At 73.7% G+C, this 23,971-nt stretch carries 23 protein-coding genes; 10 read left to right on the forward strand and 13 right to left on the reverse strand.

Features of this window, described 5'->3' with window-relative positions:
• Window positions 1-52 precede the first annotated feature (52 nt).
• Window positions 53-730 carry a TetR/AcrR family transcriptional regulator C-terminal domain-containing protein gene (locus ACNQOV_RS07935; protein WP_022906214.1) on the reverse strand — a complete coding sequence of 226 codons (678 nt, stop codon included), beginning with the start codon at window positions 728-730 and terminating at the stop codon, window positions 53-55.
• A gap of 178 nt (window positions 731-908) precedes the next feature.
• Between ACNQOV_RS07935 and ACNQOV_RS07940 the strand changes: the two genes are divergently transcribed.
• Together ACNQOV_RS07940 and ACNQOV_RS07945 are read left to right on the forward strand one after the other, a co-directional pair.
• The gene (locus tag ACNQOV_RS07940; RefSeq protein ID WP_416394060.1) at window positions 909-1,706 is read left to right on the forward strand and encodes an HAD-IIA family hydrolase; all 798 of its coding nucleotides are present in this window, start codon (window positions 909-911) and stop codon (window positions 1,704-1,706) included.
• A 2-nt stretch (window positions 1,707-1,708) separates the two neighbouring features.
• The gene (locus ACNQOV_RS07945) at window positions 1,709-2,521 is read left to right on the forward strand and encodes a methyltransferase domain-containing protein (RefSeq protein WP_416394061.1); all 813 of its coding nucleotides are present in this window, start codon (window positions 1,709-1,711) and stop codon (window positions 2,519-2,521) included.
• A gap of 471 nt (window positions 2,522-2,992) precedes the next feature.
• On the opposite strand, the gene ACNQOV_RS07950 is transcribed toward ACNQOV_RS07945, so the two are convergent.
• From ACNQOV_RS07950 to ACNQOV_RS07960, 3 genes are all read right to left on the reverse strand, one after another.
• Window positions 2,993-3,868 (reverse strand): L,D-transpeptidase, encoded by an 876-nt coding sequence (locus ACNQOV_RS07950; RefSeq protein ID WP_416394062.1) that lies wholly within the window; start codon window positions 3,866-3,868, stop codon window positions 2,993-2,995.
• 58 nt (window positions 3,869-3,926) lie between these two features.
• Window positions 3,927-5,714, reverse strand: coding sequence for a phosphatase PAP2 family protein (locus ACNQOV_RS07955; protein ID WP_416394063.1), 1,788 nt, complete (start codon window positions 5,712-5,714; stop codon window positions 3,927-3,929).
• 114 nt (window positions 5,715-5,828) lie between these two features.
• A complete protein-coding gene (locus ACNQOV_RS07960; RefSeq protein ID WP_416394064.1) occupies window positions 5,829-6,713 on the reverse strand; it encodes a CPBP family intramembrane glutamic endopeptidase in 885 nt (294 codons plus the stop codon).
• 22 nt (window positions 6,714-6,735) lie between these two features.
• Between ACNQOV_RS07960 and ACNQOV_RS07965 the strand changes: the two genes are divergently transcribed.
• Window positions 6,736-7,425 (forward strand): metal-dependent transcriptional regulator, encoded by a 690-nt coding sequence (locus ACNQOV_RS07965; protein WP_402265207.1) that lies wholly within the window; start codon window positions 6,736-6,738, stop codon window positions 7,423-7,425.
• Between the two features lie 422 nt (window positions 7,426-7,847).
• On the opposite strand, the gene ACNQOV_RS07970 is transcribed toward ACNQOV_RS07965, so the two are convergent.
• Window positions 7,848-9,134 carry a sodium:proton exchanger gene (locus ACNQOV_RS07970; RefSeq protein ID WP_402265210.1) on the reverse strand — a complete coding sequence of 429 codons (1,287 nt, stop codon included), beginning with the start codon at window positions 9,132-9,134 and terminating at the stop codon, window positions 7,848-7,850.
• Window positions 9,135-9,474: 340 nt separating this feature from the next.
• Entirely contained in the window at window positions 9,475-10,119 is a 645-nt protein-coding gene (locus ACNQOV_RS07975) for a HEAT repeat domain-containing protein (protein WP_402265212.1), read from the reverse strand.
• A gap of 95 nt (window positions 10,120-10,214) precedes the next feature.
• Between ACNQOV_RS07975 and ACNQOV_RS07980 the strand changes: the two genes are divergently transcribed.
• Entirely contained in the window at window positions 10,215-11,168 is a 954-nt protein-coding gene (locus ACNQOV_RS07980; RefSeq protein ID WP_402265215.1) for an aldo/keto reductase, read from the forward strand.
• A 111-nt stretch (window positions 11,169-11,279) separates the two neighbouring features.
• Here ACNQOV_RS07980 and ACNQOV_RS07985 read toward each other — a convergent pair whose 3' ends face one another.
• Both ACNQOV_RS07985 and pyrE read right to left on the reverse strand, forming a co-directional pair.
• Complete coding sequence (locus ACNQOV_RS07985; protein ID WP_416394065.1) at window positions 11,280-13,514, reverse strand: septum formation family protein; 2,235 nt, start codon at window positions 13,512-13,514, stop codon at window positions 11,280-11,282.
• Complete coding sequence (pyrE, locus tag ACNQOV_RS07990; protein WP_402265221.1) at window positions 13,511-14,062, reverse strand: orotate phosphoribosyltransferase; 552 nt, start codon at window positions 14,060-14,062, stop codon at window positions 13,511-13,513. Before pyrE ends, ACNQOV_RS07985 begins: the two co-directional genes overlap by 4 nt.
• 85 nt (window positions 14,063-14,147) lie before the next feature.
• Between pyrE and ACNQOV_RS07995 the strand changes: the two genes are divergently transcribed.
• Window positions 14,148-15,815: a hypothetical protein gene (locus ACNQOV_RS07995; protein ID WP_022905655.1), complete on the forward strand. Its 1,668-nt coding sequence runs from the start codon at window positions 14,148-14,150 to the stop codon at window positions 15,813-15,815.
• 77 nt (window positions 15,816-15,892) lie between these two features.
• Window positions 15,893-17,230, forward strand: coding sequence for a M23 family metallopeptidase (locus ACNQOV_RS08000; RefSeq protein ID WP_416394066.1), 1,338 nt, complete (start codon window positions 15,893-15,895; stop codon window positions 17,228-17,230).
• On the opposite strand, the gene ACNQOV_RS08005 is transcribed toward ACNQOV_RS08000, so the two are convergent.
• Together ACNQOV_RS08005 and ACNQOV_RS08010 are read right to left on the reverse strand one after the other, a co-directional pair.
• On the reverse strand, window positions 17,227-18,108 hold the full coding sequence (locus ACNQOV_RS08005; RefSeq protein ID WP_416394067.1) for a phosphotransferase: 882 nt from the start codon (window positions 18,106-18,108) through the stop codon (window positions 17,227-17,229). The genes ACNQOV_RS08000 and ACNQOV_RS08005 overlap by 4 nt on opposite strands.
• Window positions 18,105-18,692, reverse strand: a complete 588-nt coding sequence (locus ACNQOV_RS08010) for an Asp23/Gls24 family envelope stress response protein (RefSeq protein WP_416394068.1) — start codon at window positions 18,690-18,692, stop codon at window positions 18,105-18,107. Before ACNQOV_RS08010 ends, ACNQOV_RS08005 begins: the two co-directional genes overlap by 4 nt.
• A gap of 129 nt (window positions 18,693-18,821) precedes the next feature.
• Between ACNQOV_RS08010 and ACNQOV_RS08015 the strand changes: the two genes are divergently transcribed.
• Entirely contained in the window at window positions 18,822-19,658 is an 837-nt protein-coding gene (locus ACNQOV_RS08015; protein ID WP_416394069.1) for an exodeoxyribonuclease III, read from the forward strand.
• Between the two features lie 96 nt (window positions 19,659-19,754).
• Entirely contained in the window at window positions 19,755-20,012 is a 258-nt protein-coding gene (locus tag ACNQOV_RS08020; protein ID WP_402265237.1) for a nuclease, read from the forward strand.
• 4 nt (window positions 20,013-20,016) lie between these two features.
• On the opposite strand, the gene ACNQOV_RS08025 is transcribed toward ACNQOV_RS08020, so the two are convergent.
• Complete coding sequence (locus ACNQOV_RS08025; protein WP_022905660.1) at window positions 20,017-20,424, reverse strand: hypothetical protein; 408 nt, start codon at window positions 20,422-20,424, stop codon at window positions 20,017-20,019.
• 372 nt (window positions 20,425-20,796) lie between these two features.
• The gene (locus ACNQOV_RS08030) at window positions 20,797-21,720 is read right to left on the reverse strand and encodes an AEC family transporter (RefSeq protein WP_416394070.1); all 924 of its coding nucleotides are present in this window, start codon (window positions 21,718-21,720) and stop codon (window positions 20,797-20,799) included.
• 73 nt (window positions 21,721-21,793) lie between these two features.
• On the opposite strand from ACNQOV_RS08030, the gene ACNQOV_RS08035 reads away from it, so the two are divergent.
• Together ACNQOV_RS08035 and ACNQOV_RS08040 are read left to right on the forward strand one after the other, a co-directional pair.
• Window positions 21,794-22,390, forward strand: coding sequence for a nitroreductase family protein (locus ACNQOV_RS08035; RefSeq protein ID WP_416394071.1), 597 nt, complete (start codon window positions 21,794-21,796; stop codon window positions 22,388-22,390).
• 159 nt (window positions 22,391-22,549) lie between these two features.
• Window positions 22,550-23,308, forward strand: a complete 759-nt coding sequence (locus tag ACNQOV_RS08040) for an HAD-IIB family hydrolase (RefSeq protein WP_022906328.1) — start codon at window positions 22,550-22,552, stop codon at window positions 23,306-23,308.
• A gap of 39 nt (window positions 23,309-23,347) precedes the next feature.
• Here ACNQOV_RS08040 and ACNQOV_RS08045 read toward each other — a convergent pair whose 3' ends face one another.
• Window positions 23,348-23,971 (reverse strand): phosphoribosylanthranilate isomerase, encoded by a 624-nt coding sequence (locus tag ACNQOV_RS08045; protein ID WP_416394072.1) that lies wholly within the window; start codon window positions 23,969-23,971, stop codon window positions 23,348-23,350.

A 23,971-nucleotide genomic window follows, 5' to 3' on the forward strand; every position in this document is an offset into this window, starting at 1 on the left:
GGACGGTTCGGGGACGGCGGTCACGTCCCCAGCGTAGAGCTGGTCCCGGACGTCAGCGGACGCGGGCCTCGATCCCCGCGATGAGGACGTCGAGCCCGAGGGAGAACCGCTCCTCGTACGAGTGCGAACCGAGGATCTCCGCCACGAGTGCGTGCCGCTCCGGACGCCCGGCCGCGGCCGAACCCCGTCCGACCTGGACGCCCGTGTGCCCGACCACGAAGTCGTAGACGACGAAGAACGCGTACATCGCCTCGGCGTCGGGCAGGCCGGCCGACCGCAGCGCGCCGACGACCTTCGCCACGACGGCGTCGGACTCCGTCGAGACCAGGGCCCCGCGACGGCTGTGCGACTCGAGCACGAGCGGGTGGGTGAGCATGAGGTCGCGGAAGGTCGTGGCGAAGGTCCGCACGACCGCGTGCCACTCGTCCGGCCAGACGAACGTGGCGGTGAACTCGTCGACCGTGCGGCGCACGAGTTCGGCGTGCAGGTCGTCCAGGCCACCGATGGTCCGGTGCACGGTCATCGGCGCGACGCCCAGGCGGACGCCGAGCGCACGGAAGGAGAGCCGGTCGAGCCCGTCCTCGTTCGCGATGGCGGTCGCGGCGTCGATCACCTGCTCGCGGCTGAGCACGTTGGGGCGGCCACGGCGTCGTCGCGGGGTCACCTCGGCCTGCTCCGGCGCCGAGGCGGGCCGGGGTGGAGCGGTCGGGGTTCCGGGTTCGACGAGCACGGTGCAGCCTCCTTGGTTCCAGTACGTGTCCCGAAAAGCCTAGGGCAAAGCCGACCGCCGTTCGGTGTCTCGACCATCCCGGGTCCGCGGCCTGCCCGCAAGGGCCGATCCGTTCCTCCCGGCCTTCTCCGAGCCGGCACCGAGCCGGGCCGTCACGGGCGCGCACTAGGGTGAGGGCATGGCATCCCGCGACGAGGTCGAGTGCTGGCTGACCGACATGGACGGCGTGCTCGTGCACGAGAACCAGGCGCTCCCCGGCGCTCCCGAGCTCCTCCAGCAGTGGCAGGACCAGGGCACCGAGTTCCTCGTCCTGACGAACAACTCGATCTTCACGCCGCGCGACCTCAGCGCCCGGCTGCGCGGCTCCGGCATCGACGTCCCCGAGGACCGCATCTGGACCTCGGCCCTCGCGACCGCCGACTTCTGCCGGTCCCAGATGCCCGGCGGCTCGGCGTTCGTCATCGGCGAGGCCGGCATGACCACCGCCCTGCACGAGGCCGGATTCATCATGACCGAGACCGCTCCCGACTACGTGGTCGTCGGCGAGACCCGCAACTACTCGTTCGAGGCGATCACCAAGGCCGTCCGGCTCATCCGCGACGGCGCCCGGTTCATCGTCACCAACCCCGACGCGACCGGTCCGAGCGCCGAGGGGGTCCTCCCCGCGACCGGCGCCATCGCGGCGATGATCGAGAAGGCCACCGGCAAGCAGCCCTACGTGGTCGGCAAGCCGAACCCGATGATGTTCCGGTCGGCGATGAACCGGATCGGCGCCCACTCCGAGAACACCGGCATGATCGGCGACCGGATGGACACCGACGTGCAGGCCGGCATCGAGGCCGGACTCCACACCGTGCTCGTCATGACCGGGATCAGCGACCAGGCCGAGATCGAGAAGTACCCGTTCCGGCCGAGCGAGGTCATCTCGGGCGTGCACGAACTCGTCCGCACCGAACCCTTCGAGGTCGAGATCTGACGATGCGCTGGGACCCCGCACGGTACGCCGCCTTCGCGGACGACCGCGCGCGGCCGTTCCACGACCTCCTCGCGCAGGTCGCGTGGCCGTCGGGTGCCGGCCAGGAGGCGCCACGTCGCGTCGTCGACCTCGGCTGCGGTCCCGGGGCCCTCACCGCCACGCTGGCAGCGCGGTGGCGTCGGTCGACGGTGGTCGGGATCGACAGCTCGGCGGAGATGCTCGCGTCGGCTGCGGCCGACCCGGCCCTGGCGGACGTGCCGAACCTGTCGTTCGCGCTCGGTGCGATCGAGGACTGGACGCCGGGCCCCACCGACGACGTGGTCGTGACGAACGCGGCACTGCAGTGGGTGCCGTCCCACGTGTCCCTGCTGCCGACGTGGCTCGACGCGATGCCGTCCGGTTCGTGGTTCGCGATGCAGGTGCCGGGCAACTTCGGGTCGCCGTCGCACGCGCTCATGCGGTCCGTTGCGGCCTCGGGGCCGTGGGCGTCCGCGCTCGACGGGGTCCTGCGCTCCGAGCCGGTGCTCGACCCGGCGGGGTACCTCGGCATCCTGCTCGACGCCGGGTTCGAGTCCCGCGCCTGGGAGACCACCTACGCCCAGCTCCTGACGGGCGTCGACCCGGTACTGGACTGGGTCCGTGGCACCGGGCTCCGTCCGGCGCTGCAGGCGCTCGACGCGGCGGACCCGACCGGCGCGACGACCTCCGCGTTCGAGGCCGAGTACGCCGCGGCGCTCCGGTCGGCCTACCCGGCTGGCGTGCACGGCACGGTGTACCCGTTCCGGCGGGTGTTCGCCGTCGGCCGCAAGCCCTGAGCCCCGGCCCGGCTCGGCTCGGCTCGGCTCGGCTCGTCTCGGCTCGGCTCGGCTCGGCTCGGCTCGGCTCGTCTCGGCTCGGCTCGGCTCGGCTCGTCTCGGCTCGGCTCGGCTCGGCTCGGCTCGGCTCGGCTCGGCTCGGCTCGGCTCGGCTCGGCTCGGCTCGTCTCGGCTCGGCTCGGCTCGGCTCGGCTCGTCTCGGCTCGGCTCGGCTCGGCTCGGCTCGTCTCGGCTCGGCTCGGCTCGGCTCGGCTCGGCTCGTCTCGGCTCGGCTCGGCTCGGCTCGGCTCGGCTCGGCTCGGCTCGGCTCGGCTCGGCTCGGCTCGGCTCGGCTCGGCTCGGAACGAGGATCTCCCGGCGGCGTGACCGTTCTGGTTCGCGCATCCCGGGTCCTCGGAACCAGGACGGTCAGCCCGCGATCGCAACCTCCGGTCGAGCCTCCGGCGGTCGTCGCCGCCGCCGCTCCGCCCGCTACTCGACCGTGACGAGGGTGCCGAGCGGCAGCGCGTCCACCGCGGCCACCGCCTCGGCGTCGAGCCGGACGCACCCGTGCGACACCGCCCCCGAGGTCGTCGCGTTCCAGTGCAGCCCGATCAGCCCACCGTCGTGCCCGCCGTACGGCTCGTCGGCCGCGCTCGAGTGCAACGAGGTCAGCTGGATCGGGTGGTCGCCGGTCCCCTGCGCCGGGTCGACGTACCGCTGCTCGAGGTAGCCGGTCACGCCAGTCGGCGTCGGGGTGTCCGCCGTGCCGACACCGGCATCGAAGCGCTGGTCGACGTGCCCTGCAGCGTCGACGATCGACACCGATTGGTCCGTCGTCGAGATGACGACGCGCCGGGTCGGGGTCGACACCTCCCGGAGGGACGCCACCGGGACCCACGCCGAGGTCTGTGCCGCGGCCGTGCCCCCGGCCGCCGACGGCAGCTCCTGCCGCGCGGGGGTGAGGACGCGCTCCCAGTCACCGTCGCGCTCGAGCCCGACGACCGTCGTGGGCTGCCGGAGGAAGTCCGTGGCGGCGAACCGCGCGACGGGCGTGGTCCGCGCGGCACCGAACAGGGGTGCGTCGCGGCGGAGCCGGAAGACGGTGTCGGCGGTGACGGTCCGGTCGAACGGCATGAGACCGCCGATGACCGCCGAGTACTGCGCCTCGGGCAGCGCGGCGAGCGCCGCCGCCCCGACGTGCGGCACGGGTGGCGCCGCCGACGGGGTGGGCGTCGAGACGGTGGTGCCGTGCGTCGGTGCCGACTCGGCCGACGGCGAGCCGACGACGAGCGGGACGGCGACGGCTCCGGCGACGACCAGGGCGCCGACGACCGAGGCGCCGGCCCAGAGGGTGCGCTTGCGCATGGGGACTCCGAGGGGGACGACCGGCCGGCGCACGGGGCGCCGGCCGGTCAGAGGTGGGTCAGCCGGAGACGACCGGCAGGTGGACACCGGTACCGGGGTCGACGGTCGCGCCGCCGGTGCCCGTGCCGCCGGTGCCCGTGCCGCCGGCCGCGGGCGTCACGGTGATCGCGAGCGGTGCCACGAGCGTCGAGGCTCCGGAGGCGTCGACGGCGTCGATCGTGTGGGCTCCCGCGGGGGTGCCGGCGGGGATCCGCACGCTGCCGGACACCGAGCCGTCCGCCGCGACGGTGAGCGTGCCGACCGTGACCGGGTCGGAGTGCAGCACGATGCGCAGGGAGGCACCCGGGGTGAAGCCGGTGCCGGCCAGGGCGAGGGATCCGCCCGCGGCGACCGTCGTCCCCTGCGGCGCGGTCAGCACGCCGGTCACGACGTGGGCGGTGCCGCCGGTGGCGAGGACCGTCGCGGTGCCGTCGGCCGAGACCGCGACCGTGGCGCTCGTCGCGGCGGCGAGGTCGAGCCGCTCCCACGAGCCCGCGGCCGAGCCGGACTGGTCGAGCGGGTACCCCGAGGCGATCTCGGTCTGCGCGAGCACCGCGGTGCGCTGGGCGTCGGTCAGCGTCGGGAACGCGGTCAGGAGGAGGTTCGAGGCGCCGGTCGGCACCGACGGGGCGAGGCCGGTCTTCCCGGTCGCGGCGAACCCGTAGGTCATCCGCTCGCGGTACACCGCTGCGGCCGAGGCGCGGTCGGTCACGACCTGCGCGCTGCCGCCCGGCATGGCCGCGCCGCCGTACGGGTCGTCGGAGTAGGCCGCCTCGTGCGCGATGCAGTTCGCGAGCGTGTCGCCGCACTGCTGCTCGAGGTACGACACGAGCTCCTTCCGCGCGGGCTCGAGGACCTCGGTGCGGTACTGCGTGTCCGACCAGCGCGCGGCGAGCGCCGCCTCGCCGTCGATGCGCCCGCCCATGATGTCGAGCGGGTAGTGCACGCCGAGCACGATGCGGTCGTTGCCGGCCTCGGAGGCGCGGGCGAGGAGCTCCGGCGCGAGCTCGGGCACGAGCGTGGCGAGGGTGATGCCCGCCTGGTACGCCGTCGTGGTGTGGCCGCTCGGGAAGGACCCGCCCGTGCAGATGCCGGCGGTCCCGTACCCGGCGTCGAGGACGACGTCGTTCGGCGAGAACTCGTGCGACGTGTCGGTGGTGGCGGGCACGCGGGTGATGTCGAGCGTCCCGTCCGCCGAGGCCCACGCCTTGCCCGCCCGGTTCGCGGCGAGCGACGACGCGTTCACCTTCGACGGTGCGCAGCCGGTCTGGTCGTCGGTCGCGGGCAGCGTCGCCGTGGTGGTGCCCGGCAGGTAGGGCCGGGGGTAGCTGTAGTGCGCCTTCGCGGTGCCCGTGCTGACGTAGGCGCCGCTGGTGCCGTTCGAGGAGTTCACCAGCGCCGAGGTCAGCGGCAGCTTGCCGGAGATGCGCCCCTCGACGTAGATCTTCTCGAGCGCCGGGCCGAGCCCCTGCGACACCGTCATCGACTGGTCGTAGGCGGTGTTCGTCGCGTTCTGGTACTCGGAGTCCTGCAGGGCCTTCCGCTGCTGCGCCGTCGTGGCGTGCTGGTTGATCCACGAGGTCAGCTGGTCGTTCTTCGCCAGCGTGGCCGGGTCGAGCACGGTGCCGTGCAGGTCGTTCGTGCCGCTCGACGTCCAGTACTGGTCGTACCCGTTCAGCAGCGAGACGAGGTCGGGCTTGTCGGTGTCGCTCGGGTACCCGGCCGCGGTGGCGGCGAGGGGCGAGCCGACGACGAGGGCGGTCGCGACGGCGGCGACCGTCAACCCGCGGAGTGCTGATCTGTGCATGCGCGGAACGCTAGGGACGGGTGGTGGCCGAGCGGGGAACGGTGCACCAAGCCGAGGTGAACCGGACCGCAGCCTGTGCGCTCTCGCAGCACCGCGCCTCCAGGCGGACCATCGTCACCAGACCGTGGACGGGAGGCGCGGCTCGTCCCCCTGCACCGCGACGGCCCCCATGGGCGGGACCGCCCGCCACCGGCGCCGCATGCGGCGCGGCCGGTCGTCCCGCCAGGCGACCACCCCGCCGGCGACGACCCCGAACGCGAGGACGACGAACGAGAACAGCCCGATCGCGCCGACGACGACGATCTGCGACGGGTCCCGCACGTCCGTCGTCGCCGACAGGCCGATCGACCCGAAGTCCCAGAACGCGTGCAGCAGCACCGGGAGGAGCAGGCTCCCGGTCACCCGACGTGCGACGTACAGGGTCGAACCGAACGATGCCGCGAACACGACCTGCACGAGCGTCGCGCCGAGTCCGGCACCGGCGAGGGCGTTGAGCAGGTGCAGCACCCCGAACAGCACGCACGAAGCGATCCACACGCCGAACTCCGGCAGCCGTCGCCGCAGCCCGACGAGCAGCACCCCGCGGGTCATCAGCTCCTCGAACACCCCGACGAACAGCACCCCCACGGCGAGCAGCAGGAAGTACCGGACGGGGAGCGCCGACCAGTCCACGAGGGGCAGCCGCACCACGCAGACGACGGCGACGAGGATCGGCGCGACCGCGGTCCAGCGCAGGTGCGTACGCGTCGGGTCGACCGTCGCGATGCGCCACCAGCCGAGCCCGGTCACGACGAGGCAGAGCGCGGCGACGGCGATGCCCTCCGGGACGACGAGGGCCCGCACCACGCTGTCCACCGTCTGTCCGAGGGTCGGGTAGTCGTCGCTCGGCCGGGCCCGCCAGGCGCTGACCGCCGCGAACACCACGAGCGGCGCGAGGCCGATGAGCAGCGACGGCGGGACGGGCCAGCGGCGGCTCGGGGTGGGGGCGTCGTCGGTCACCTGCCGTTTGTACCATTGGGGCATGCGCTTGCCCTCCCTGTCCACGATGGCGGAGGACTACGTCAAGCTCGTGTGGAAGGCGAGCGAGCGCGGCGGGGAGGGCCTGGCCACCCGCGACATCGCTGCGGCCCTCAAGGTGTCCGCCTCGACGGTGTCCGGCAACCTCCGGAAGCTCGACCGCGACGGCCTCATCGAGCACACCCCGTACTACGGCGTCGTCCTCACCCCGCTCGGCCAGCAGGTCGCCGTGGCGATGGTCCGGCGGCACCGGCTGATCGAGACGTTCCTGGTGCAGCGCCTCGGCTACTCGTGGGACGAGGTCCACACCGAGGCCGAGGCGCTCGAGCACGCGGTGTCCGAGACCTTCCTCGACCGGGTCGACGCGGACCTCGGGCACCCGACGCACGACCCGCACGGCGACCCGATCCCGCGCGCCGACGGCACCGTGCCGGACTCCCCCGGCACCCTGCTCGGCGCGATCGAACCCGGGGCGTGCGGCACCGTCGACCGGGTGTCCGACGACGACCCCTCGTTGCTGCGGTACTTCGACGAGCTCGGCGTCGGGCTGGGGACACACCTGCGGGTCGAGCGGGTGCGGGACTACGCGGGGGTGATCGCGGTGTCCCGCCGGGGTCCGTCGGGCGAGGAGTCCCTCGTGGACCTGCCCGCGGCGGCGGCCTCCGCGATCTGGCTCGCCCCCGACGCCGACTGACGCCCCGCCCGCCCGCGCTGCGCCGCCGCGCCGCGGCGGTCGCACGACCCGCCGCTCACGTCCGCCGAGTGGGCACGATCTGCCACGCAGCGACGCCGAGTGTGACGGATTGTGCCCGGTCGGCGCACAGCCGACGGCGCGTCACGCCCGCTCGACGGGCCGTCCCGACCGGCGGACAGGAGGCGTGGTGCCAGCCCGCTCTGCGCCTCCCGTCCCGACCGGCGGAACCCCCGTCCCGCCCACCTCCGCCGAGCGGGCACGACCTGCCGCTCAGCTCCGCCGAACGGGCACGATCTGCCACACAGCGACGCCGAACGGGACAGATGTCGCCCGCTCGACGGAGCGGCGAGCCGAGCCGCTCGCCCCGAGCCGCCCGCCCCGCGCGCCACGCCGGGGCGACCGCGCGGGTCGACCGACGCGGGTCAGCCGCGCAGCACGGGGGACGACGCCCGTCGGAACGGTGCCGTCACCGTCGGCAGGATCTCGCGTCGGTTGATCCAGAACACGACGAGCGCCGCGACGAGGTGCACGATGCTGAGCACCCAGCGCCCGTTCGTGTCCGTCACGAAGAACTGCACCGCGAACAGCGCCGCGAGCGCGATCGCCGACCACCGGTGGAACCGGAGCGCGATGATGATCGCCACGCCGAGGACGGTCTGCGACGCGGTGAGCATGAACTCCTCGATCTGCCGGCCGTCGAGCGGGAGCCCGCCGGACGTCCCGCCGCCGAGCACGTGCGCGATCGGCAGCGAGCCGACGAGCAGCGACCACTGGTTGACCTTCGACGCGATGAGCGTGCCGATGGCCGCGCCGCCCATGCCGCGGAGCGCGAAGAGCGCGGCGACGATGAACTCCGGCGCCTCGGTGGCGAGCGGGGCGAGCCACTGCACGAGGAAGTAGCTGTCGATGCCGAGCGCGCTGCCGGACTGCACGAGGGCGTCGGCGAAGGGCTCCGCCGAGGAGAGGATCACCGCGGCCGCGACGACGAACAGTGCCGCGATCGTCCAGCGCCGGGCTCGCTGCGGCATCGAGGCGATGTTGCCCGCCATGCCGACGAGCTCCTCGTCGTCGTCGCCGTCCTCGACCTTCGAGGCCCGCCAGAGGTACCAGACGAACGCGGCGAGCAGCACGAAGCCGAACCACATCGGGATCGAGCCCATCAGCGGGATGAGGAACGCGACGAGCGCGAGGAGCGCGAGGAACCCGATGTCGAGGCGCGACGACCGCTCGAGCTCGAGGACCCGGGTGGCCGAGGCCGGGAGCGACCCGGTCCGGACGAACCGGCGCGCCACGAGCAGCGAGATGATCACGACGAGCGGCCACCCGAACCCGAGCAGCAACCGGTTCGACCCGGTCATGTTCGCGGCGGCGAACTGCTCGTACGAGGGGTCGTACCCGGAACGGAACGCGTAGTACAGGTCGACCGCGTACTCGGGGAGCACGGCGATGAGGGCGAGGATCGCGATCGCGAGGGCGCCGGCGATGTCCTTCTGGGCGGCCTCGGCGGCCCAGGCGAGCAGGAACGACGCGGCCACGACGGCCCCGCCGAACACGAGCAGGTCGACGAGGGCGTTCGGCGCGAACCCGCCGATGCGGAAGACGACCGCCGGCAGGGCGATGGCGATGCAGATCGCGATACGGCCCCAGGCGCTCGCGCCCATGCGGGGCGGTGCGACGGCGGGCGGCGCGGGAGAGAGGGTGGTCGACATGGTGGTCCTCGTGGTCGAGCCATGACGCTGCACACACTCGAGCGGCTTCGGCCATGGCGGAACGGCCGAAGGTCTCGCTCGCCTCGCGCGCCCCGGTGCGGGGCGGGCGGAGGTGGTGCACCGGGCCGATCATCGTGATGGCCAGTGTGTCGATGCACGCGCTGGGAGCTACTCCCCTTCGCACACCAGCTTGGCGCGCTCCGATCCCCGTCCGCAAGCCGATCGGGCCTGTTCGGCATCCCGAATCCCGGTGTTCCCCGGCCCGCCCCGGAACGGCCGGGAGGCGCATGGCGGGCCTGCCACGCGCCTCCCGGCCGTCATCCGGTCACGCCCACCGCACTCACCCCGTCGCGGAGCGCGTCCGGCCGAGCGCGACCTCGCGTCGGGCACGCTCGAGCGCGAGGCTGCTCGCGGCGTCCGGGTCCCGCAGCAGCCGTCGGACGTCCTCGACGTGCTCGCGGACGCCGTCGCCCTGACGCTGCTGCGCCTCGTCGAGCACGGGGGCGACGACGTCCTCGCCGAGGTCGACGAGTGCCCGGCCGAGGGCCAGGCGTGTCTCGCGGTCGCCGTGCCCGAGGTCCCGTGCGAGTCGTCGGGCGAGCGCGGGCCGTGCGTCGTCGGGGACGAGGCGGACCGAGGCGCGCCAGGCGGTGCGGACGACCCCGTGGTCGAGGTCGCCGAGGAGCTCCGCGACGGCCGGGTACACCGAGCGGTCCCCGATCTTCGACAGGGTGTGCAACGCCTGGCTGCGCGCCTGCGGCTCGGGTCGTGCGAGCTGCTCGACGAGCCGCGGCACGACGAGCTCGGCCGGCAGCCGCACGAGCGCCCAGGTGAGCACCTCCCGCACCTGCAGGTCGGGTTCGATCGCGCACTGCTCGACGAGGACGTCGAGGTCGTCGGGGTCCGGGGTCGTGCCGGCCGTCATCACGGCACGGAGGCGGACGGACGGACGGGGGTCACTGAGGGACGAGGTGAGCGTCGTCATGGTCCTTCCCAGGAGACCCCACGCACCTGGGAGCGGACCGGGCGAGCGGCATAGCGTGGGAGGGACCGCTCCAGTCAGCCCCGGAAGGACCCCCAATGCCCCGCATCGGTACCAGCGACCTCACCGTGTTCCCCCTCGCCCTCGGCGGCAACGTCTTCGGCTGGACCGCCGACGAGCAGACGTCGCACCGGGTGCTCGACGCGTACACCGCGGCCGGCGGCGACTTCGTCGACACGGCGGACGTCTACTCCGCCTGGGCGCCCGGCAACTCCGGCGGCGAGTCCGAACGGGTGATCGGTTCGTGGTTCCGGGCGTCCGGCAAGCGCGACGACGTCGTGATCGCCACGAAGGTGTCCCAGCACCCGGAGTTCCAGGGCCTGTCGGCGTCGAACGTCGCCGCGGCCGCACGCGCGAGCCTCGAGCGCCTCGGCACCGACCGCATCGACCTGTACTACGCGCACTTCGACGACGAGTCCACGCCGCTCGAGGAGACCGTGCGGGCGTTCGACCAGCTCGTGCGCGACGGCCTCGTGCGCTGGACGGCGATCTCGAACTACTCGAAGGAGCGTGCGGCGGAGTGGGTGCGCATCGCGCGGGAGCACGACCTCGCCGTGCCCGTCGCGATCCAGCCGCACTACAACCTGGTGACCCGCGAGCCGTACGAGTCGGACATCGCGCCGCTGGCCGCGACCGAGCACCTCGGGGTGGTCCCCTACTTCGCGCTCGCGGCCGGCTTCCTGACGGGCAAGTACCGCACGGCCGAGGACGTCGCCGGCAAGGACCGCGAGGGCCAGGTCTCGGGCTACTTCAACGAGGCGGGCCTCGCCGTGGTCGACGCCCTCGCGACGATCGCCGCGGACCGCTCGACCGAGGTCGCGACCGTCGCCCTCGCGTGGCTGCAGGCCCAGCCGGACGTCGTCGCGCCGATCGCCAGCGCGCGGAACACCGAGCAGCTGCCGGCGCTCCTGGCCTCGGCGGAGCTCGAGCTCAGCGCGGACGAGCTCCGGACGCTCGACGAGGTCTCGTCGAAGGTCTCCGCCCGCGCGTGAGCCGCGGGTGCGCCGCTGGTGCGCCGCCGACCGCTCCGGAACGACATCGTCGACGTCGTACGACGTCGGTGGTGTCGTTCCGGGTCGGCCAGCCCGCCGGGACCGCAGCCCCTACGCGTTCGGCGCGACCGAGCCCGTCATGGTGCCGCCCGACGACCGGGTCACGAAGCACGAGATGAACGTGTCGCCCTGGTCCCACGTCGCCTGGTCCGGCGCGTACGACCCCTGCACCTGCACGTCGCCGTAGGCCGCCGCGGCAGCGGTGTCGAGCGCCTCGGACGTCTGGCACCGCTCGGCCGCCTGGGACGCGAGGTCGTCCGGCCCCGGCCACTGGTTCGCCGACACCTGCAGGCGTGCGGTGAGCTGGGCGAGGTGCGGGCTCTGGCAGTCCACGACGGTGTAGGTCTGCGCCCACGCATTGGTGAACGGTGACAGGCACTCGCCGCCCGCGAGGTCGGTCCAGGCGTGCTCCCCCGGGCCCGCCGGGGTCGTGGCGAACTGCAGGGTCTGCAGGGTGTTCGACGACGGTGCCGCGGACGCCGGCGACGAGGAGGCCGCCTTCGGGGTCGACGACGCCGACGCGGCCGAGGTCGACGTCGGTGCCGGGGTGCGCTCCTCGATCGAGTTGCCGAGGATCCACGTCGTCAGGGCGAACACGGCGACGAGCAGCACGACGATGAGCGCGATCGACCCCCAGACGAGCAGCAGCTTCCCGCGTCGGCCCTCGTTCCGGAGCTTCGCGAAGCCCTCGTTGATGAAGTTGTCGCGGTCGCCACCGCCGTCGCCACCACCGGAGGACGCTGCGGCTGCCGCTGCGGGCGCCACCGGCGTGCGGCCCGGACCGGCTGCGTGCGCGGGCGTTGCCCCGACGGCCGGCATCATGCGCGTGCCGGTGTCGTGCGGGTCGTAGCCGGTCCCGCCGAGCTGCCCGACCGCCTCGGTGCCGAAGAGGTCCTTGATGGCGCTCGTGTCGCTCGTCTCGCGGCCGTCCCACTCGGACTGGTCGAGGTCGTCCGGCGCGGCCGCCGGGAGCGGTGCCGCGTCGTCCGCGTGCGCCGTCGGCTCGTGGCCGCGGATCCCCATCACGGCGTCGAGGTCCTGCCCGACCGCCGGCGGCAGGTGCGCCGGGTAGGCGGCGGGCTCCGGTTCCGAGGTAGCCGGTTCGACGAGCGGCGGGGCCGCCGTCGGCGGGACGGTGCCGTCGGGCTCGGCCCACCACGGCGTCCCGGCGACGGGCAGTGCGGTGGTCGGCGCGTCGGACGGGAGGCGCGGGTCGTCCTCCGACCCGTCCGTCCGGTCGTCGAGGTGGCCCGGCACCACGGGGGCGGACGGCCCGAGGGCGGGCGGCGGTGCGGGTGCGGGTGCGGGCGCGACGGTCGGTGCGGCAGCCGCCGCGCCGAGGACCGGCGTGCCGTCGACCGGGGTCGGCAGCTCACCGGCGACGACGTCGTCGTCCGACTCGTCCGACTCGTCCGCCAGGCTCCAGCGACCACCGGCGAGCGCCGTGGTGTCGAGCGCGTTCGTCGTCAGCGTCGCCGGGACCTCGCCGGGCTCGTCGTCCCGGATGGCCCAGTCGAACGGTCGTTCGTCGCCGGCCGTGCCCTCGACGTCGCCGCCGGCGGTCCGGAGCAGCTCGGTGAAGCTCGGCGGCTCGTCGGTGGCCGGCAGGACGTTCTCGACGCCGAGCGGTCGGGGTACGACCGGGGCTGCCGGGACGGCCGGCGCGGCGGTCGGCTCGGCGGGAACGGCCGTGCGCGGACCGGTGGCCCGCCCGAGCCAGTCGACGTCCTCGCGCCCGGCGCCGAACGGGTCGGTGCGGCGCCGTTCCTCGTCGATCGCGCGGTTCTCGGCGGCGCGCTCGTCGCGGTGCGACCGGGCCGTCGGCAGGCTGATCGACGAGGGGTGCGGCGCGGTGGAGGGCGGCGGGACCGGTGCTGCGGCGGGGATGCGGTCGGAGAGCGTCGCCCGTTCATGCTCGGCCTCGGCCTGGGGGTTCTCGGACGGCGCCTCGAGCTGTTCGGGCATCGAGATCGCCTGGGTGGCGTCGTCCTCGTCGGCGGACGACGGCGTCGCGCGGACCTCGGGCTCCTCGGCGGTCACCGGCTCGAAGGGTTCCGGCAGGGGCGCGCCGGTCTCGCGCGCGGACTTCTCGGCCTCGCGGCGCTCGCGACGCGACGGCCAGTCGTCGGCACCGCGCGGGGCACCGAAGATGTCGGCGGCGCTGCGGAGACCGTGGAACGGAGCGTCCGGGGCGGAACCGCGCCGCGCCTCCAGTCCGTCGTCCCCGTCTGCGGGTCCGGCGGTCTGGTCGGGCTCGTGCGCGTCGTCCGGACGCTCCTCGGTCATGCGGACAGCCCCAGGTCGGCCAGTCCGATCGCGGCGAAGTAGGGGTACCCGGCGGCCTCGATCTTCTCCTTGGCGCCGGTGTCGCGGTCGACCACGACGGCCACGGCGGCGATGATCGCGCCCTCGCGCTCCAGCGCCTCGGCGGCCTTGAGCGGCGAACCGCCGGTCGTCGATGTGTCCTCGAGCACGATCACGCGCTTGCCCGCGAGTTCAGGACCCTCGACCTGCTTGCCGCGGCCGTGGTCCTTCGGCTCCTTGCGCACGACGAAGGCGTCGTACGCGAGCCCGCGGGCGGCGGCCTGGTGGAGCACGGCGCTGGCGATGGGGTCGGCGCCCATGGTGAGCCCGCCGACCGCGGCGACGTCCGGGACCTGGCCGATGAGGTCGGTCATGACCTGGCCGATGAGCGGGGCGACACGGTGGTCCAGGCTCACCTTGCGGAGGTCGATGTAGTACGTCGCCTTCTTCCCGCTGGTGAGGGTGAAGTCTCCGTGGAACACCGCTTCGTCCGTGATGAACTGGATGAGCTGGTCGCGCGCGTCGGTCACAGCCCACAAGGGTAGCCGGTCGTCCCCGGAGCGCGCTGCCCCGCGTGGGTGGGGCGCTCCGAGCCTCGGTCGGTACGCTCCGGTCATGCCCTCCGACGCGCGCCCCGTCACCGAGGTGACGCGCGGGACCGACGGCGCCGGGCGGCCCGCTCGGGGGCGTGCGGTCGGCCAGGAGGCGCTCGGTGCGCTGGTCGCGCTGGCCCTGTCCGTCATCGCCCTGCGTCACGTCGTCGCGACCCCGAGGGTCACCCTGCTCTGGTACGACGGCGACTCGGTGCTGCTGCCGCTCGTCCGCCGCTCGATGGAGCTCGGGCAGCCGTTCGAGTGGGCGATGTCCCCGGCGCTGTTCTTCTTCCCCGAGCTGCCGGTCTACCTGCTGTGCGCCCTCGTGACCGCGACGCCGCAGCAGGCCCTCGCGCTGAACGGCGTCCTCGTGCTGCTGGCCGTATACGCCCTCGTGCGCGCGGCCGCGAACGAGCTCATGCCGGCCGCCCGGCGCTCGGCACGGATCGCGGTGTCAGCCGTGGCGCTCGGGTTCGTGACGCTCCTGGTGCTCACCGAGTCCTCGGCGACGGCGACCTCGTTGGAGCTCGCGTCCCTGCTCCTCACGACGACGTACTACTACGGGGCGGTCCTGGCGATGCTCGGCACCGCGGTCCTGGTGCTCCGCGCGGTGCGGACCGGGCGGGCGTCCGTGCCGGTCCTCGTCGTGCTGGGCCTCGTCGCCGCGTGCACGACCGCATCGAACCCGCTGTACGTGCCGTGGTCGGCGGCGCCGGTCGTGGTGACGCTGGTGCTCCTCGCGCTCGCACGCCGACTGCCCTGGCGCCTGGTCGCGGTGCTCGCTGGCACGGTGACGGTGGGCTCGGTCGTCGGGTACCTGCTGCGGATCCCGCTCCGGCCGTTCGTCTCCCTCGACCCGTCGACCTACGTCCAGCCGTCGCGTGCCGGCGAGACCCTCGGGTTCTTCGCCGCGCTCACGGACGACCGCGCGGGGTCGGCCGCGGGGGACGCGGGTCTGCTCCTGCTGCTCGTGGGCGTCCTCCTGTCGGTCGGCGGGACCGTGTGGGCGTGGCGGGTCCGGACGTCACGGACGGTCCTCGTCGCCGCCGCGCTCCCCCTCGTCACCGTCGTGGCCGTGTCGGTCGGGGTGGTCGTCGCCGGTTCGGAGACCCCGCGGTACCTCGAGCCGATCGTGACGGCGCCGCTCCTCGCCCTGGTCGCGGTCGCCGAGCTCGCCCGCACCGCCGTCCGCCGGACCCAGGTGCACCGGCCGCGGCGCGGCATCCGGGCCGTGCTCGCCCTCGCCGCCGCCGGGGTCCTGCTCACCGGGGTCGCCACCGCGCCGAGCACCCTCCGCGCGGTCGTCGACGCGCGCTCGGACCCGGCCGCCTGCCTGGACCGCTGGGCCGGGGGACGGGACGTCGTGGGCGTCGGGCAGTTCTGGACCGTCCGCCCCCTCGCGACCTACGCGTCCACGAACGTGCAGCTGCTGCAGGTGCGGGACACGTTCCAGACCTACCCGTGGCTCGTCGACCTCGGCGCGTACCGCGACGCCGCCCCGACCTTCGTCGTGATCGGGTCCGGCGACGTCTGGACGACCGCCGTCGAGGACTCCCTCGGGCCGCCCGCGACGATCACGCACTGCGCTGGGTTCGACGTCTACGACTACGCCGGGACGGCCGGGGCCGCCGTGCTGCAGCGGGACGTCGTCGACAGCGCCGACGCCATCCGGCGGGAACGCGGGTTCTGAACGCCCGCCCTGCGAAGTTCTCCACAGCCGCGCGGCGACGACCCGTCGTGCCTGAACGGATGTATAGGCTCGGGTGCGTGACTCGTCCCCCAAGCCACCCGCGTCGCCGTGCCGCCGTCCGCCTCCGTCTCGCCGCCGCCGCCCTCGCGCTCGCGGGCCTGGTCGGCACGGTGGTGCTCGACGCCCCGGTGGCGAGCGCGGCGACCTACCCCTCGTGGGACGAGGTGATGGCCGCGCGCGGGCAGGAGTCCGCCAAGCAGGACCAGATAACCGAGATCCGGGGCATCATCTCCGGGCTCTCCAGCAAGGTGAAGGCGGCCGAGGCCGAGGCCCAGCGCCTCGGCACCGAGTTCTTCGAGGCGCAGGGCAAGGCGCAGGACGCCGCCGAGAAGGAGCAGCGACTCCGCGCCGACGCCGACGAGCACACCGAGACCGCCGAGCAGAGCGCCGCCCAGGCGGGACAGTTCGCGGCGCAGATGGCCCGGTCCGGTGGATCCGACGTCACGGCGTCGGTCATCTCCGGTGGCCAGGACGCCAGTGACCTCCTCTACAACCTCGGTGCGCTGAGCAAGCTCTCGGAGCAGGCCGAACGCGTCGAGGCGGCAGCCACGGCCGACGCCGCCGTCGCCCGCTCCCTCACCGATCAGGCCGACCGTGCGTCCGAGGCGCTCGCCGACCTCGCTGCCGAGGCCGAGCGCCGCATGCAGGCGTCCCAGGCCGCGGCCGACAAGGTGCAGGCCGCCTACGACGAGCAGCAGTCGAACAAGGCCCGCCTCGACGCCCAGCTCGCGACACTGACCTCCGGCCGCGTCCGGACCGAGGCCGAGTTCGCCAAGGGCGAGGCCGTGCGCAAGGCGGCAGAGGAGAAGGCTGCGCGCGAGGCGTACCTGCGCGCGCTCGCCGCTCAGCGCGCGGCCGCCGCGGCGAACAGCGGCGGCGGTGGCGGCGGTGGCAGCACGGGCAGCAGCGGCTCCGGCGCCAGCGGATCGCCCGGTTCCGGTTCGGGCACCGGGTGGGTCCGGCCGGCGAGTGGCTACGTCATCAGCCCCTACGGGTACCGCGTGCACCCGATCTACGGCTCCGTCATCAAGCACGACGGTGCAGACCTGGCGAGCGGCTGCTCGACGCCCATCGTCGCGGCGGCCGCGGGCACCGTCGACTACGCCGGCTGGTACGGCGGGTACGGCAACTACGTCCGGATCAGCCACGGCGGTGGCGTGCAGACCGCGTACGGGCACATCGTGAACGGCGGGTTCCGCGTCAGCCCCGGGCAGCGGGTCTCGGCCGGGCAGCTGATCGCACTCGTCGGCTCCACCGGCAACTCGACGGGTTGCCACACGCACTTCGAGGTGCACGTGAACGGCGCCACCGTCGACCCGGTGCCGTTCATGCAGGCGCGGGGCGTGGCCTTCTAGTCGTCCCGCCCGGCGGCCGTGTCGACGCCGTCGCTGACCGCCTCGACCCCGTCGCCGCCGTCCGCTGACGTCTCGACGCCGTCGTCGTCCAGGTTCCACAGCGCCCGGTACCAGGCGGTCCGCTCCTCGTCGAGCGGGACTCCGTACGCCTCGTGGAAGAGCCCCTCCCACCCGGGGCCGTAGTTCCAGCCGAGCGCCATCGTCGCCACGCCGAGGTCCGCCCACCGGTCGGCGATCCCCAGGGCGTCGAGGTCCACGTGCCCGGCGAACCGGCCGTCGGCACCGATCAGGGTGTTCGGCGTGCAGGGGTCGCCGTGGCACACCACGACGCGGTCCACGGCCGGCTCGGGGCCGAGCGCGTCCGGGTCGGCCCCGGCAGCGCGGGCGCGTCCGGCCCGCTGCACGGTGGACCACTCGAACGGGCAGTCCAGCACGGGCAGCGTGTCGTGCAGTGCCCGGAGCCCCTCGCCGGCCGCGATGACGGCGGTCCGGGGATCGTCGTGCCACCGCGGATCGACCGCGCTCCACCCGGGGAGTGCCCGCGTGCGCAGCCAGACCCCCTCGTCGTCGACGCCGTGGTCGAGGAGCTCCGGCACCGTCGCGTACCGGGACGCCCACGTCAGCCGGGCGGCCTCGCCGACGATCCACGACGCGTAGGCGTGCGGCAGGACCTTGACGTACTCCTCGGCACGCCCGTCCTCGCCGATGCGGAAGGTCCGGCCGCCGATCTCGTTGACCCACACGGCCTGCACCGATCGCCCTCGCGCCGCGGAGCGGACGACCGACGGCACCAGGACGTCACCCCGTGCACGGGTCAGCCCGTCGATCGCCCGGGGGCCGCCGCTGCCTCGTCGTGCGGCACCGCCGACGGTGGTCACCGGGCGCGACCGCGGGTGGCGTCCGCGCCGTCGACGTCCCGGTCGAGGACCGGGACTCCCACGTCCGCGCCGTCGACGTCCCCGTCGAGCGCCGGGACCCACACGTCCGTGACCACGACGTCGACCGACACGACCTCGAGGCCGACGAGCTCGGTGACGGCGGTGGCGACGGCCGTCCGCACCGCCTCGGCGACGGCCGGGATCGGCCTCGGGTGGTCCACGACGATCGTGAGCTCGATCGCGGCGCGCTCGTCGCCGACCTCGACGCGGACACCCTGTCCGAGCGCGCTCGACCCGGAACCACCACGGCCGAGTGCGCTCGATGCGATCGCGTCCCGGACCGCACCGAACGCCCGGGTCGCGGCGCCGCCGAGTGCGTGGACCCCGGGGACGGCGGCGGCCGCGATGCCGGCGACCTTCGCGACGACGCTGTCGTCGATGATGGTCCGTCCCTCGGTGGCCGCCCGCGTCGTCGTGGCCGTCGCGGACCCCGCCACGCCGGTCGTCGTCGTGGCCGCGGTCCTCGCCACGCCGGCCCGCGTCGTGGCCGCGGTCCCCGCCACGCCGGTCGTCGTCGATGCCATGCGTCCCTCCGGAGGGGTCTCGTCGTGCTCGTCGTGTCCGTCCACCGAACACCATCGTGCCGTGCCCCGCCCGCCCCGTGGCCCCGGCACGCGGACGGCGCCCGGCTGGCCCACGGTAGGTTCGGACCCATGCGCGTGGCGACCTGGAACGTGAACTCCGTCCGCACCCGAGTGGGTCGGATCGTCGACTGGCTGGTGCGCGAGGACGTCGACGTCCTCGGCATGCAGGAGATCAAGTGCAAGCCCGAGCAGTTCCCGTTCGAGTCGTTCGAGGCTGCCGGCTACCAGGTCGAGGCGCACGGCCTGAACCAGTGGAACGGCGTCGCCTTCGCCAGCCGGCTCCCGCTCGAGGACGTCACCCGCGACTTCCCCGGCCAGCCCGGCTTCCTCAAGGGGCACGAGGGACCCGACCTGCCGGTGGAGGCCCGTGCCATGGGCGTCACGGTCGACGGCGTCCGGCTGTGGAGCCTCTACGTGCCGAACGGCCGCGAGCTCGGCGACCCGCACTACACGTACAAGCTCGACTGGCTCGGACAGCTCGCCGACCGCACGTCCGAGTGGCTCCGTGCCGAGCCGGACACACCGCTGGCGCTCATGGGCGACTGGAACGTGGCGCCGCTCGACTCCGACGTGTGGGACGTCGCCGTGTTCGAGGGCCACACGCACGTCAGCGAGCCGGAACGTGCCGCGTTCCGGGCGTTCGAGGAGCGTGGGCTGCAGGACGTCGTCCGCCCGATCGTGCCCGACGGCTACACGTACTGGGACTACAAGTCGCTGCGCTTCCCGCGCAACGAGGGCATGCGCATCGACTTCATCATGGGTTCCGAGGCGTTCTCGGACGTCGTCACCGACGCGACCATCCACCGCGACGAGCGGAAGGGCGACGCGCCGAGCGACCACGTCCCCGTCACGGTCGACCTCGACCTCGAGACCTCACTCGACGACGACCGGCCGATGATCTTCTGACGCCGTCTGTTACTCCCCGCGTCCGTCGGCGTTGAGCCCGGCGGACCGGCCGACGTAGCGTTCCTGCACCGAACCCCTTCGAGAGCAGGTGAAGCCATGTCCCGCACGACCCCGTCGACGATCCTTCCGATCCAGCGCGTCATGGCCGACGCCACGCCCCGTGCCTGGCGGGACGGCATCGTCCTCGAGACCCGTCCGGCCGACCTGGTGGTCGCGTTCCTCGACGGCGACGTGACGCAGCTGCGGGTGGCGGACGCCGACACGCTCGTGTCGGTGGGAGCACCGGTCGCCCACCACCCCGCCGCGGAGATCCTCAGCGCGGGCGGTCGGAAGACCACCGCGCGCGTCGCGTGACGCGTCAGGCGGTCATCGAGGCCAGCATCGCCTCGCACTTCGCGACCATCTCGTCGCACGCCATCGCGCAGTAGCGGCACGTCTCGTCCATGTCGGCGTGCTTCCGGCACTCGGCAGCGCACATCGTGCCCATGGCCGTGACCGTCGTGAGCATCGCCCGCATCGACTGCGCGTCCATTCCAGCCGGACGCATCATCATCCGCATGCCGGTGTCGGCCATCATCGCCGTGTTCGAGCACATCGCGGCGCAGGTGGCCATCTCGCCGCCCGCACGCATGTCGCTCGCGGAGCACATCGTCGCGGCCATCGACGCGGCGTTCATCGCCATCATCGTGTCCTGCATCGCCTCGGCGTCCATCTGGACGGGCACGTCCGTCATCGACATCGTCTTCATCATCGCCATCGTGTCCATCGGGGACCTCCTCTTCCGTTCGGTGGCGCCCACGGTACGCGCCGACCTGCCAGGACACACCGCCCGTTCCACAGGCCCCGCGAGACGGACGGGAGGCGCGGATCCGGCCCGCCCCGCGCCTCCCGTCCGTCGTCGGGTCCCGACACGGGCCCCGAGCGGGCCGGACACGCCGCGCACCGCCCCGCGCCCGGGCAGGACACACCGCGCACCGCCCCGCGACCGGCCGGAACATGCCGCGCGTCGCCCGGCGACCGGGCGGAAAGCGCCGCTACCCGGCGGCGATCGGGACGGTCTCTGCCCGCTCGCGCGGCGTCGTGGCCCGGCGCCGGCGCGGGCACGACCGCGGCCCCGGCCGACGCCGCCAGCGCGCGGCTACGGGTGGAGCAGGGCGGCCACCGCGACCAGCACGGGCACCGAGCCGATCGTCGAGACGAGCACCACGTCGCGCGCGATCGGCACCGCCGCTCCGTACCGCTGCGCGTAGTTGAACACGTTCTGCGCCGCGGGCAGCGCCCCGAGCGTCGTGAGCACGAAGACGTCCTGGTCCCCCAGACCGAACGCGTACCGGGCGAGCACGAACGCCACGGCCGGCATCACGACGAGCTTGATCGCCGACGCCACGATCACGTCCGCCCGGATCGCGGGGTCGCGCAGCGGGGTCGCACCGTGCAGGCTCATCCCGAACGACAGCAGGACGACGGGCACCGCGGCCGCGCCGACCAACGAGAACGGCTCGAGCACCGGCGTCGGCAGGGCGGTGCCCGTCGCCGAGAACACCAGGCCGACGAGCGAGGCGATGATGATCGGGTTCCGGAACGGCCCGGAGACACGACGCGCCCAGCTGCCACCAGCCGAGGTCGCGGTGTCCAGGATCGTGAGCGCGATCGGCGCGAGCACGATGAGCTGGAGCAGGATGACCGGCACGACCGCGGTGGCCCGCCCGAGGACGTACACGGCGACCGGCAGCCCGATGTTGTTCGCGTTGACGTAGCTCGCGGCGAGGGCCCCGACCGTCGTCGTCGCGAGGGGCCGACGGAGCACCAGCCGGAACACGACACCGGCGCCGATGGCCACGACGACCGCGCTGAGGAGCGACACCGCGAGCATCGGCGACAGCAGCACGTGGATGTCCGCCGTGGCGATCGTGTGGAACAGCAGGCACGGCATCAGCACGAAGAACGCGAGCCGGCTCATCACGAACTGGGCGTGCTGGCCGAGCAGTCCGGTGCGTCCGACGACGTACCCGGCGGCGATGATCGCGCCGATGATCGCGAACCCGGTCAACACGCCACCCATCGCCACCATCCTTGCACCATGTGACGTTGCTCAGGCCGGAAATGCGGACGCATCGAATACCGTTGACGCCACCATGACCTCGACGAACTCCACCACGCTGACGCGTTCGACCGACTCCAGCCAGCCCCTCGTCCCGCTGCTCGAAGAGCGGTGGAGCCCCCGTTCCTACGACGAGACCGCGACGATCTCGGACGAGCAGTTCGACGCCGTCCTCGAGGCCGCGCGCTGGGCCGCGTCGGCCATGAACTTCCAGCCGCGCCGCTTCATCGCCGGTCGTCGGGGCACCGAGACCTTCCGGAAGATCAACGAGAACCTGCTCGGCTTCAACGCCGCGTGGGCGTTCCGCGCCAGCGCGCTCGTGGTCGGCTTGCTCGAGACGGTGACCGAGGACGGCGACGAGCGTCCGTTCGCGCAGTACGACCTCGGCCAGTCCCTCGCCGCCCTGACGGTCCAGGCGCACGCCGAGGGCCTGCACGTGCACCAGATGGCCGGTATCGACGCCGAGGGCCTCCGCGCCGCGTTCGACCTGCCCGAGCGCTTCCTGCCGTACACGGTCACCGTGATCGGCACCGTGGCGGACCCGTCGCAGCTCGACGACAAGGCCGCGGAGCGCGAGGTCGCCCCGCGCACCCGCCTCCCGCTCGACGAGGTCGTGCTCGTCAAGGAGTAGCCCTTCCCCACCACACGCGGCCGCATCCCCACCGGGGTGCGGCCGCTGTCGTGTCCGGCCCCGTCGTGCCCCGCGCGCGACACCGCACACATCGCGCACCGCGGCACGACGAGCCCGGTCGTGCGGCGTCCGTGCCGTCGGCTCTGGCAGGATCGGGGCATGACCACGCCCCGCCTCGTCGCCTTCGACCTGGACGACACCCTCGCCCCCTCGAAGTCCGCGCTCGACCCCCGGATGCTCGAGACCTTCGCGTCCCTGCTCGAGGTCGTGCCGGTCGCGGTGATCTCCGGCGGCAACTTCCAGCAGTTCGAGCAGCAGCTCGTCGCACCCCTGCGCCGCCGGGACGGGCTCGTGCTCGACGACCTGCACCTGCTGCCGACCTGCGGCACCGCCTACTACCGGTGGGCCGGTGACGACTGGGCACTGCAGTACGCCGAAGACCTCACCGACGATCAGAAGACCCGTGCCCTCGACGCGGTCGAGGCCGTGGCGAAGGCCGCCGGGTTCTGGGAGTCCGAGACCTGGGGACCCATCCTCGAGGACCGCGGGTCCCAGATCACGTTCTCCGCGCTCGGCCAGTCGGCTCCGGTCGACGTCAAGAAGCAGTGGGACCCGACGGGCGCCAAGAAGGACGAGCTCCGCCGTCTGGTGCAGGCCGAGCTCCCCGACCTCGAGGTGCGCTCCGGTGGCTCGACCAGCGTCGACATCACCCGGAAGGGCATCGACAAGGCCTACGGCATGCAGCGGCTCGCCGAGATCACGGGGGTGCCGCTCGACGCGATGCTCTTCGTGGGCGACCGGCTCGACCCCGAGGGCAACGACTACCCGGTGAAGGCCCTGGGCGTTCCGTGCCACGCGGTCGAGGGCTGGGAGGACACCGACGCGTTCCTCACGGAGCTGATCCCGACCCTGCGCTGACGCGCGACCGCGGTCGGCCAGGAGGCGCGGCGTGCGCCGTCAGGGGATGCTGCGGACCGCCTCGACGAACGCCCGGATCTTCGCGGCGTCCTTGACGCCGCGCTCGGACTCGACCCCGCTCGACACGTCCACCCCGTCCGGGTCGAGCGACTCGATCGCCGCCACCACGTTGGCCGGGGTCAGTCCGCCGGCGAGGATCCACGCCTCGTCGACCTTGCCGGCCACCGCGCCGGGGTCGATGAGCCGACCGCTGCCCGGGACCGCCGCGTCGAGCAGGAGCAGGTCGTGGTCGTACGACGCGCGCTGCTCGGGCGTCTCGCGCAGGTAGTCCTCGGCCGCGACCGCCCGGATCGTGAAGAAGCCGGCGTCGCGGGCCCGGGCGAAGTCGGTCGCCGATTCGCCGCCGTGCAGCTGCAGGGTCGTGAGGCCCACCGCGGAGGCGATGCCGACCACCTCGTCGATCTCCTGGTCGCGGAAGACCCCGACGGCGTCGATGCCGTCCGGCACGCGTTCGACGAGCTCCTTCGCGAGGTCCGCCGTCACGGTCCGGGGGCTGCCGGCGGCGAAGACGAACCCGACCGCGTCGGCGCCCGCGTCGATGGCGGCGTCCACGGTGTCGGGCGTCGACAGGCCGCAGATCTTGATCCAGCGCTGGTCGGTCAT

The sequence above is a fragment of the Curtobacterium sp. LFS084 genome (genome assembly GCF_047977705.1).
Classification (GTDB): Bacteria; Actinomycetota; Actinomycetes; order Actinomycetales; family Microbacteriaceae; genus Curtobacterium.

Bases quoted from the DNA above. Each gene is read 5' to 3' on its own strand.
- ACNQOV_RS07965 (WP_402265207.1), top strand. From the start codon at position 6,736: ATGCGCTTGCCCTCCCTGTCCACGATGGCGGAGGACTACGTCAAGCTC.
- ACNQOV_RS08015 (WP_416394069.1), top strand. From the start codon at position 18,822: ATGCGCGTGGCGACCTGGAACGTGAACTCCGTCCGCACCCGAGTGGGT.
- ACNQOV_RS07985 (WP_416394065.1), bottom strand. From the start codon at position 13,514: ATGACCGAGGAGCGTCCGGACGACGCGCACGAGCCCGACCAGACCGCC.
- ACNQOV_RS07980 (WP_402265215.1), top strand. From the start codon at position 10,215: ATGCCCCGCATCGGTACCAGCGACCTCACCGTGTTCCCCCTCGCCCTC.
- ACNQOV_RS08030 (WP_416394070.1), bottom strand. From the start codon at position 21,720: ATGGGTGGCGTGTTGACCGGGTTCGCGATCATCGGCGCGATCATCGCC.
- ACNQOV_RS07950 (WP_416394062.1), bottom strand. From the start codon at position 3,868: ATGCGCAAGCGCACCCTCTGGGCCGGCGCCTCGGTCGTCGGCGCCCTG.
- ACNQOV_RS08020 (WP_402265237.1), top strand. From the start codon at position 19,755: ATGTCCCGCACGACCCCGTCGACGATCCTTCCGATCCAGCGCGTCATG.
- ACNQOV_RS07975 (WP_402265212.1), bottom strand. From the start codon at position 10,119: ATGACGACGCTCACCTCGTCCCTCAGTGACCCCCGTCCGTCCGTCCGC.
- ACNQOV_RS07970 (WP_402265210.1), bottom strand. From the start codon at position 9,134: ATGTCGACCACCCTCTCTCCCGCGCCGCCCGCCGTCGCACCGCCCCGC.
- ACNQOV_RS08040 (WP_022906328.1), top strand. From the start codon at position 22,550: ATGACCACGCCCCGCCTCGTCGCCTTCGACCTGGACGACACCCTCGCC.
- ACNQOV_RS08045 (WP_416394072.1), bottom strand. From the start codon at position 23,971: ATGACCGACCAGCGCTGGATCAAGATCTGCGGCCTGTCGACGCCCGAC.
- ACNQOV_RS07940 (WP_416394060.1), top strand. From the start codon at position 909: ATGGCATCCCGCGACGAGGTCGAGTGCTGGCTGACCGACATGGACGGC.
- ACNQOV_RS08025 (WP_022905660.1), bottom strand. From the start codon at position 20,424: ATGGACACGATGGCGATGATGAAGACGATGTCGATGACGGACGTGCCC.
- ACNQOV_RS07995 (WP_022905655.1), top strand. From the start codon at position 14,148: ATGCCCTCCGACGCGCGCCCCGTCACCGAGGTGACGCGCGGGACCGAC.
- ACNQOV_RS08010 (WP_416394068.1), bottom strand. From the start codon at position 18,692: ATGGCATCGACGACGACCGGCGTGGCGGGGACCGCGGCCACGACGCGG.
- ACNQOV_RS07945 (WP_416394061.1), top strand. From the start codon at position 1,709: ATGCGCTGGGACCCCGCACGGTACGCCGCCTTCGCGGACGACCGCGCG.
- ACNQOV_RS07955 (WP_416394063.1), bottom strand. From the start codon at position 5,714: ATGCACAGATCAGCACTCCGCGGGTTGACGGTCGCCGCCGTCGCGACC.
- ACNQOV_RS08035 (WP_416394071.1), top strand. From the start codon at position 21,794: ATGACCTCGACGAACTCCACCACGCTGACGCGTTCGACCGACTCCAGC.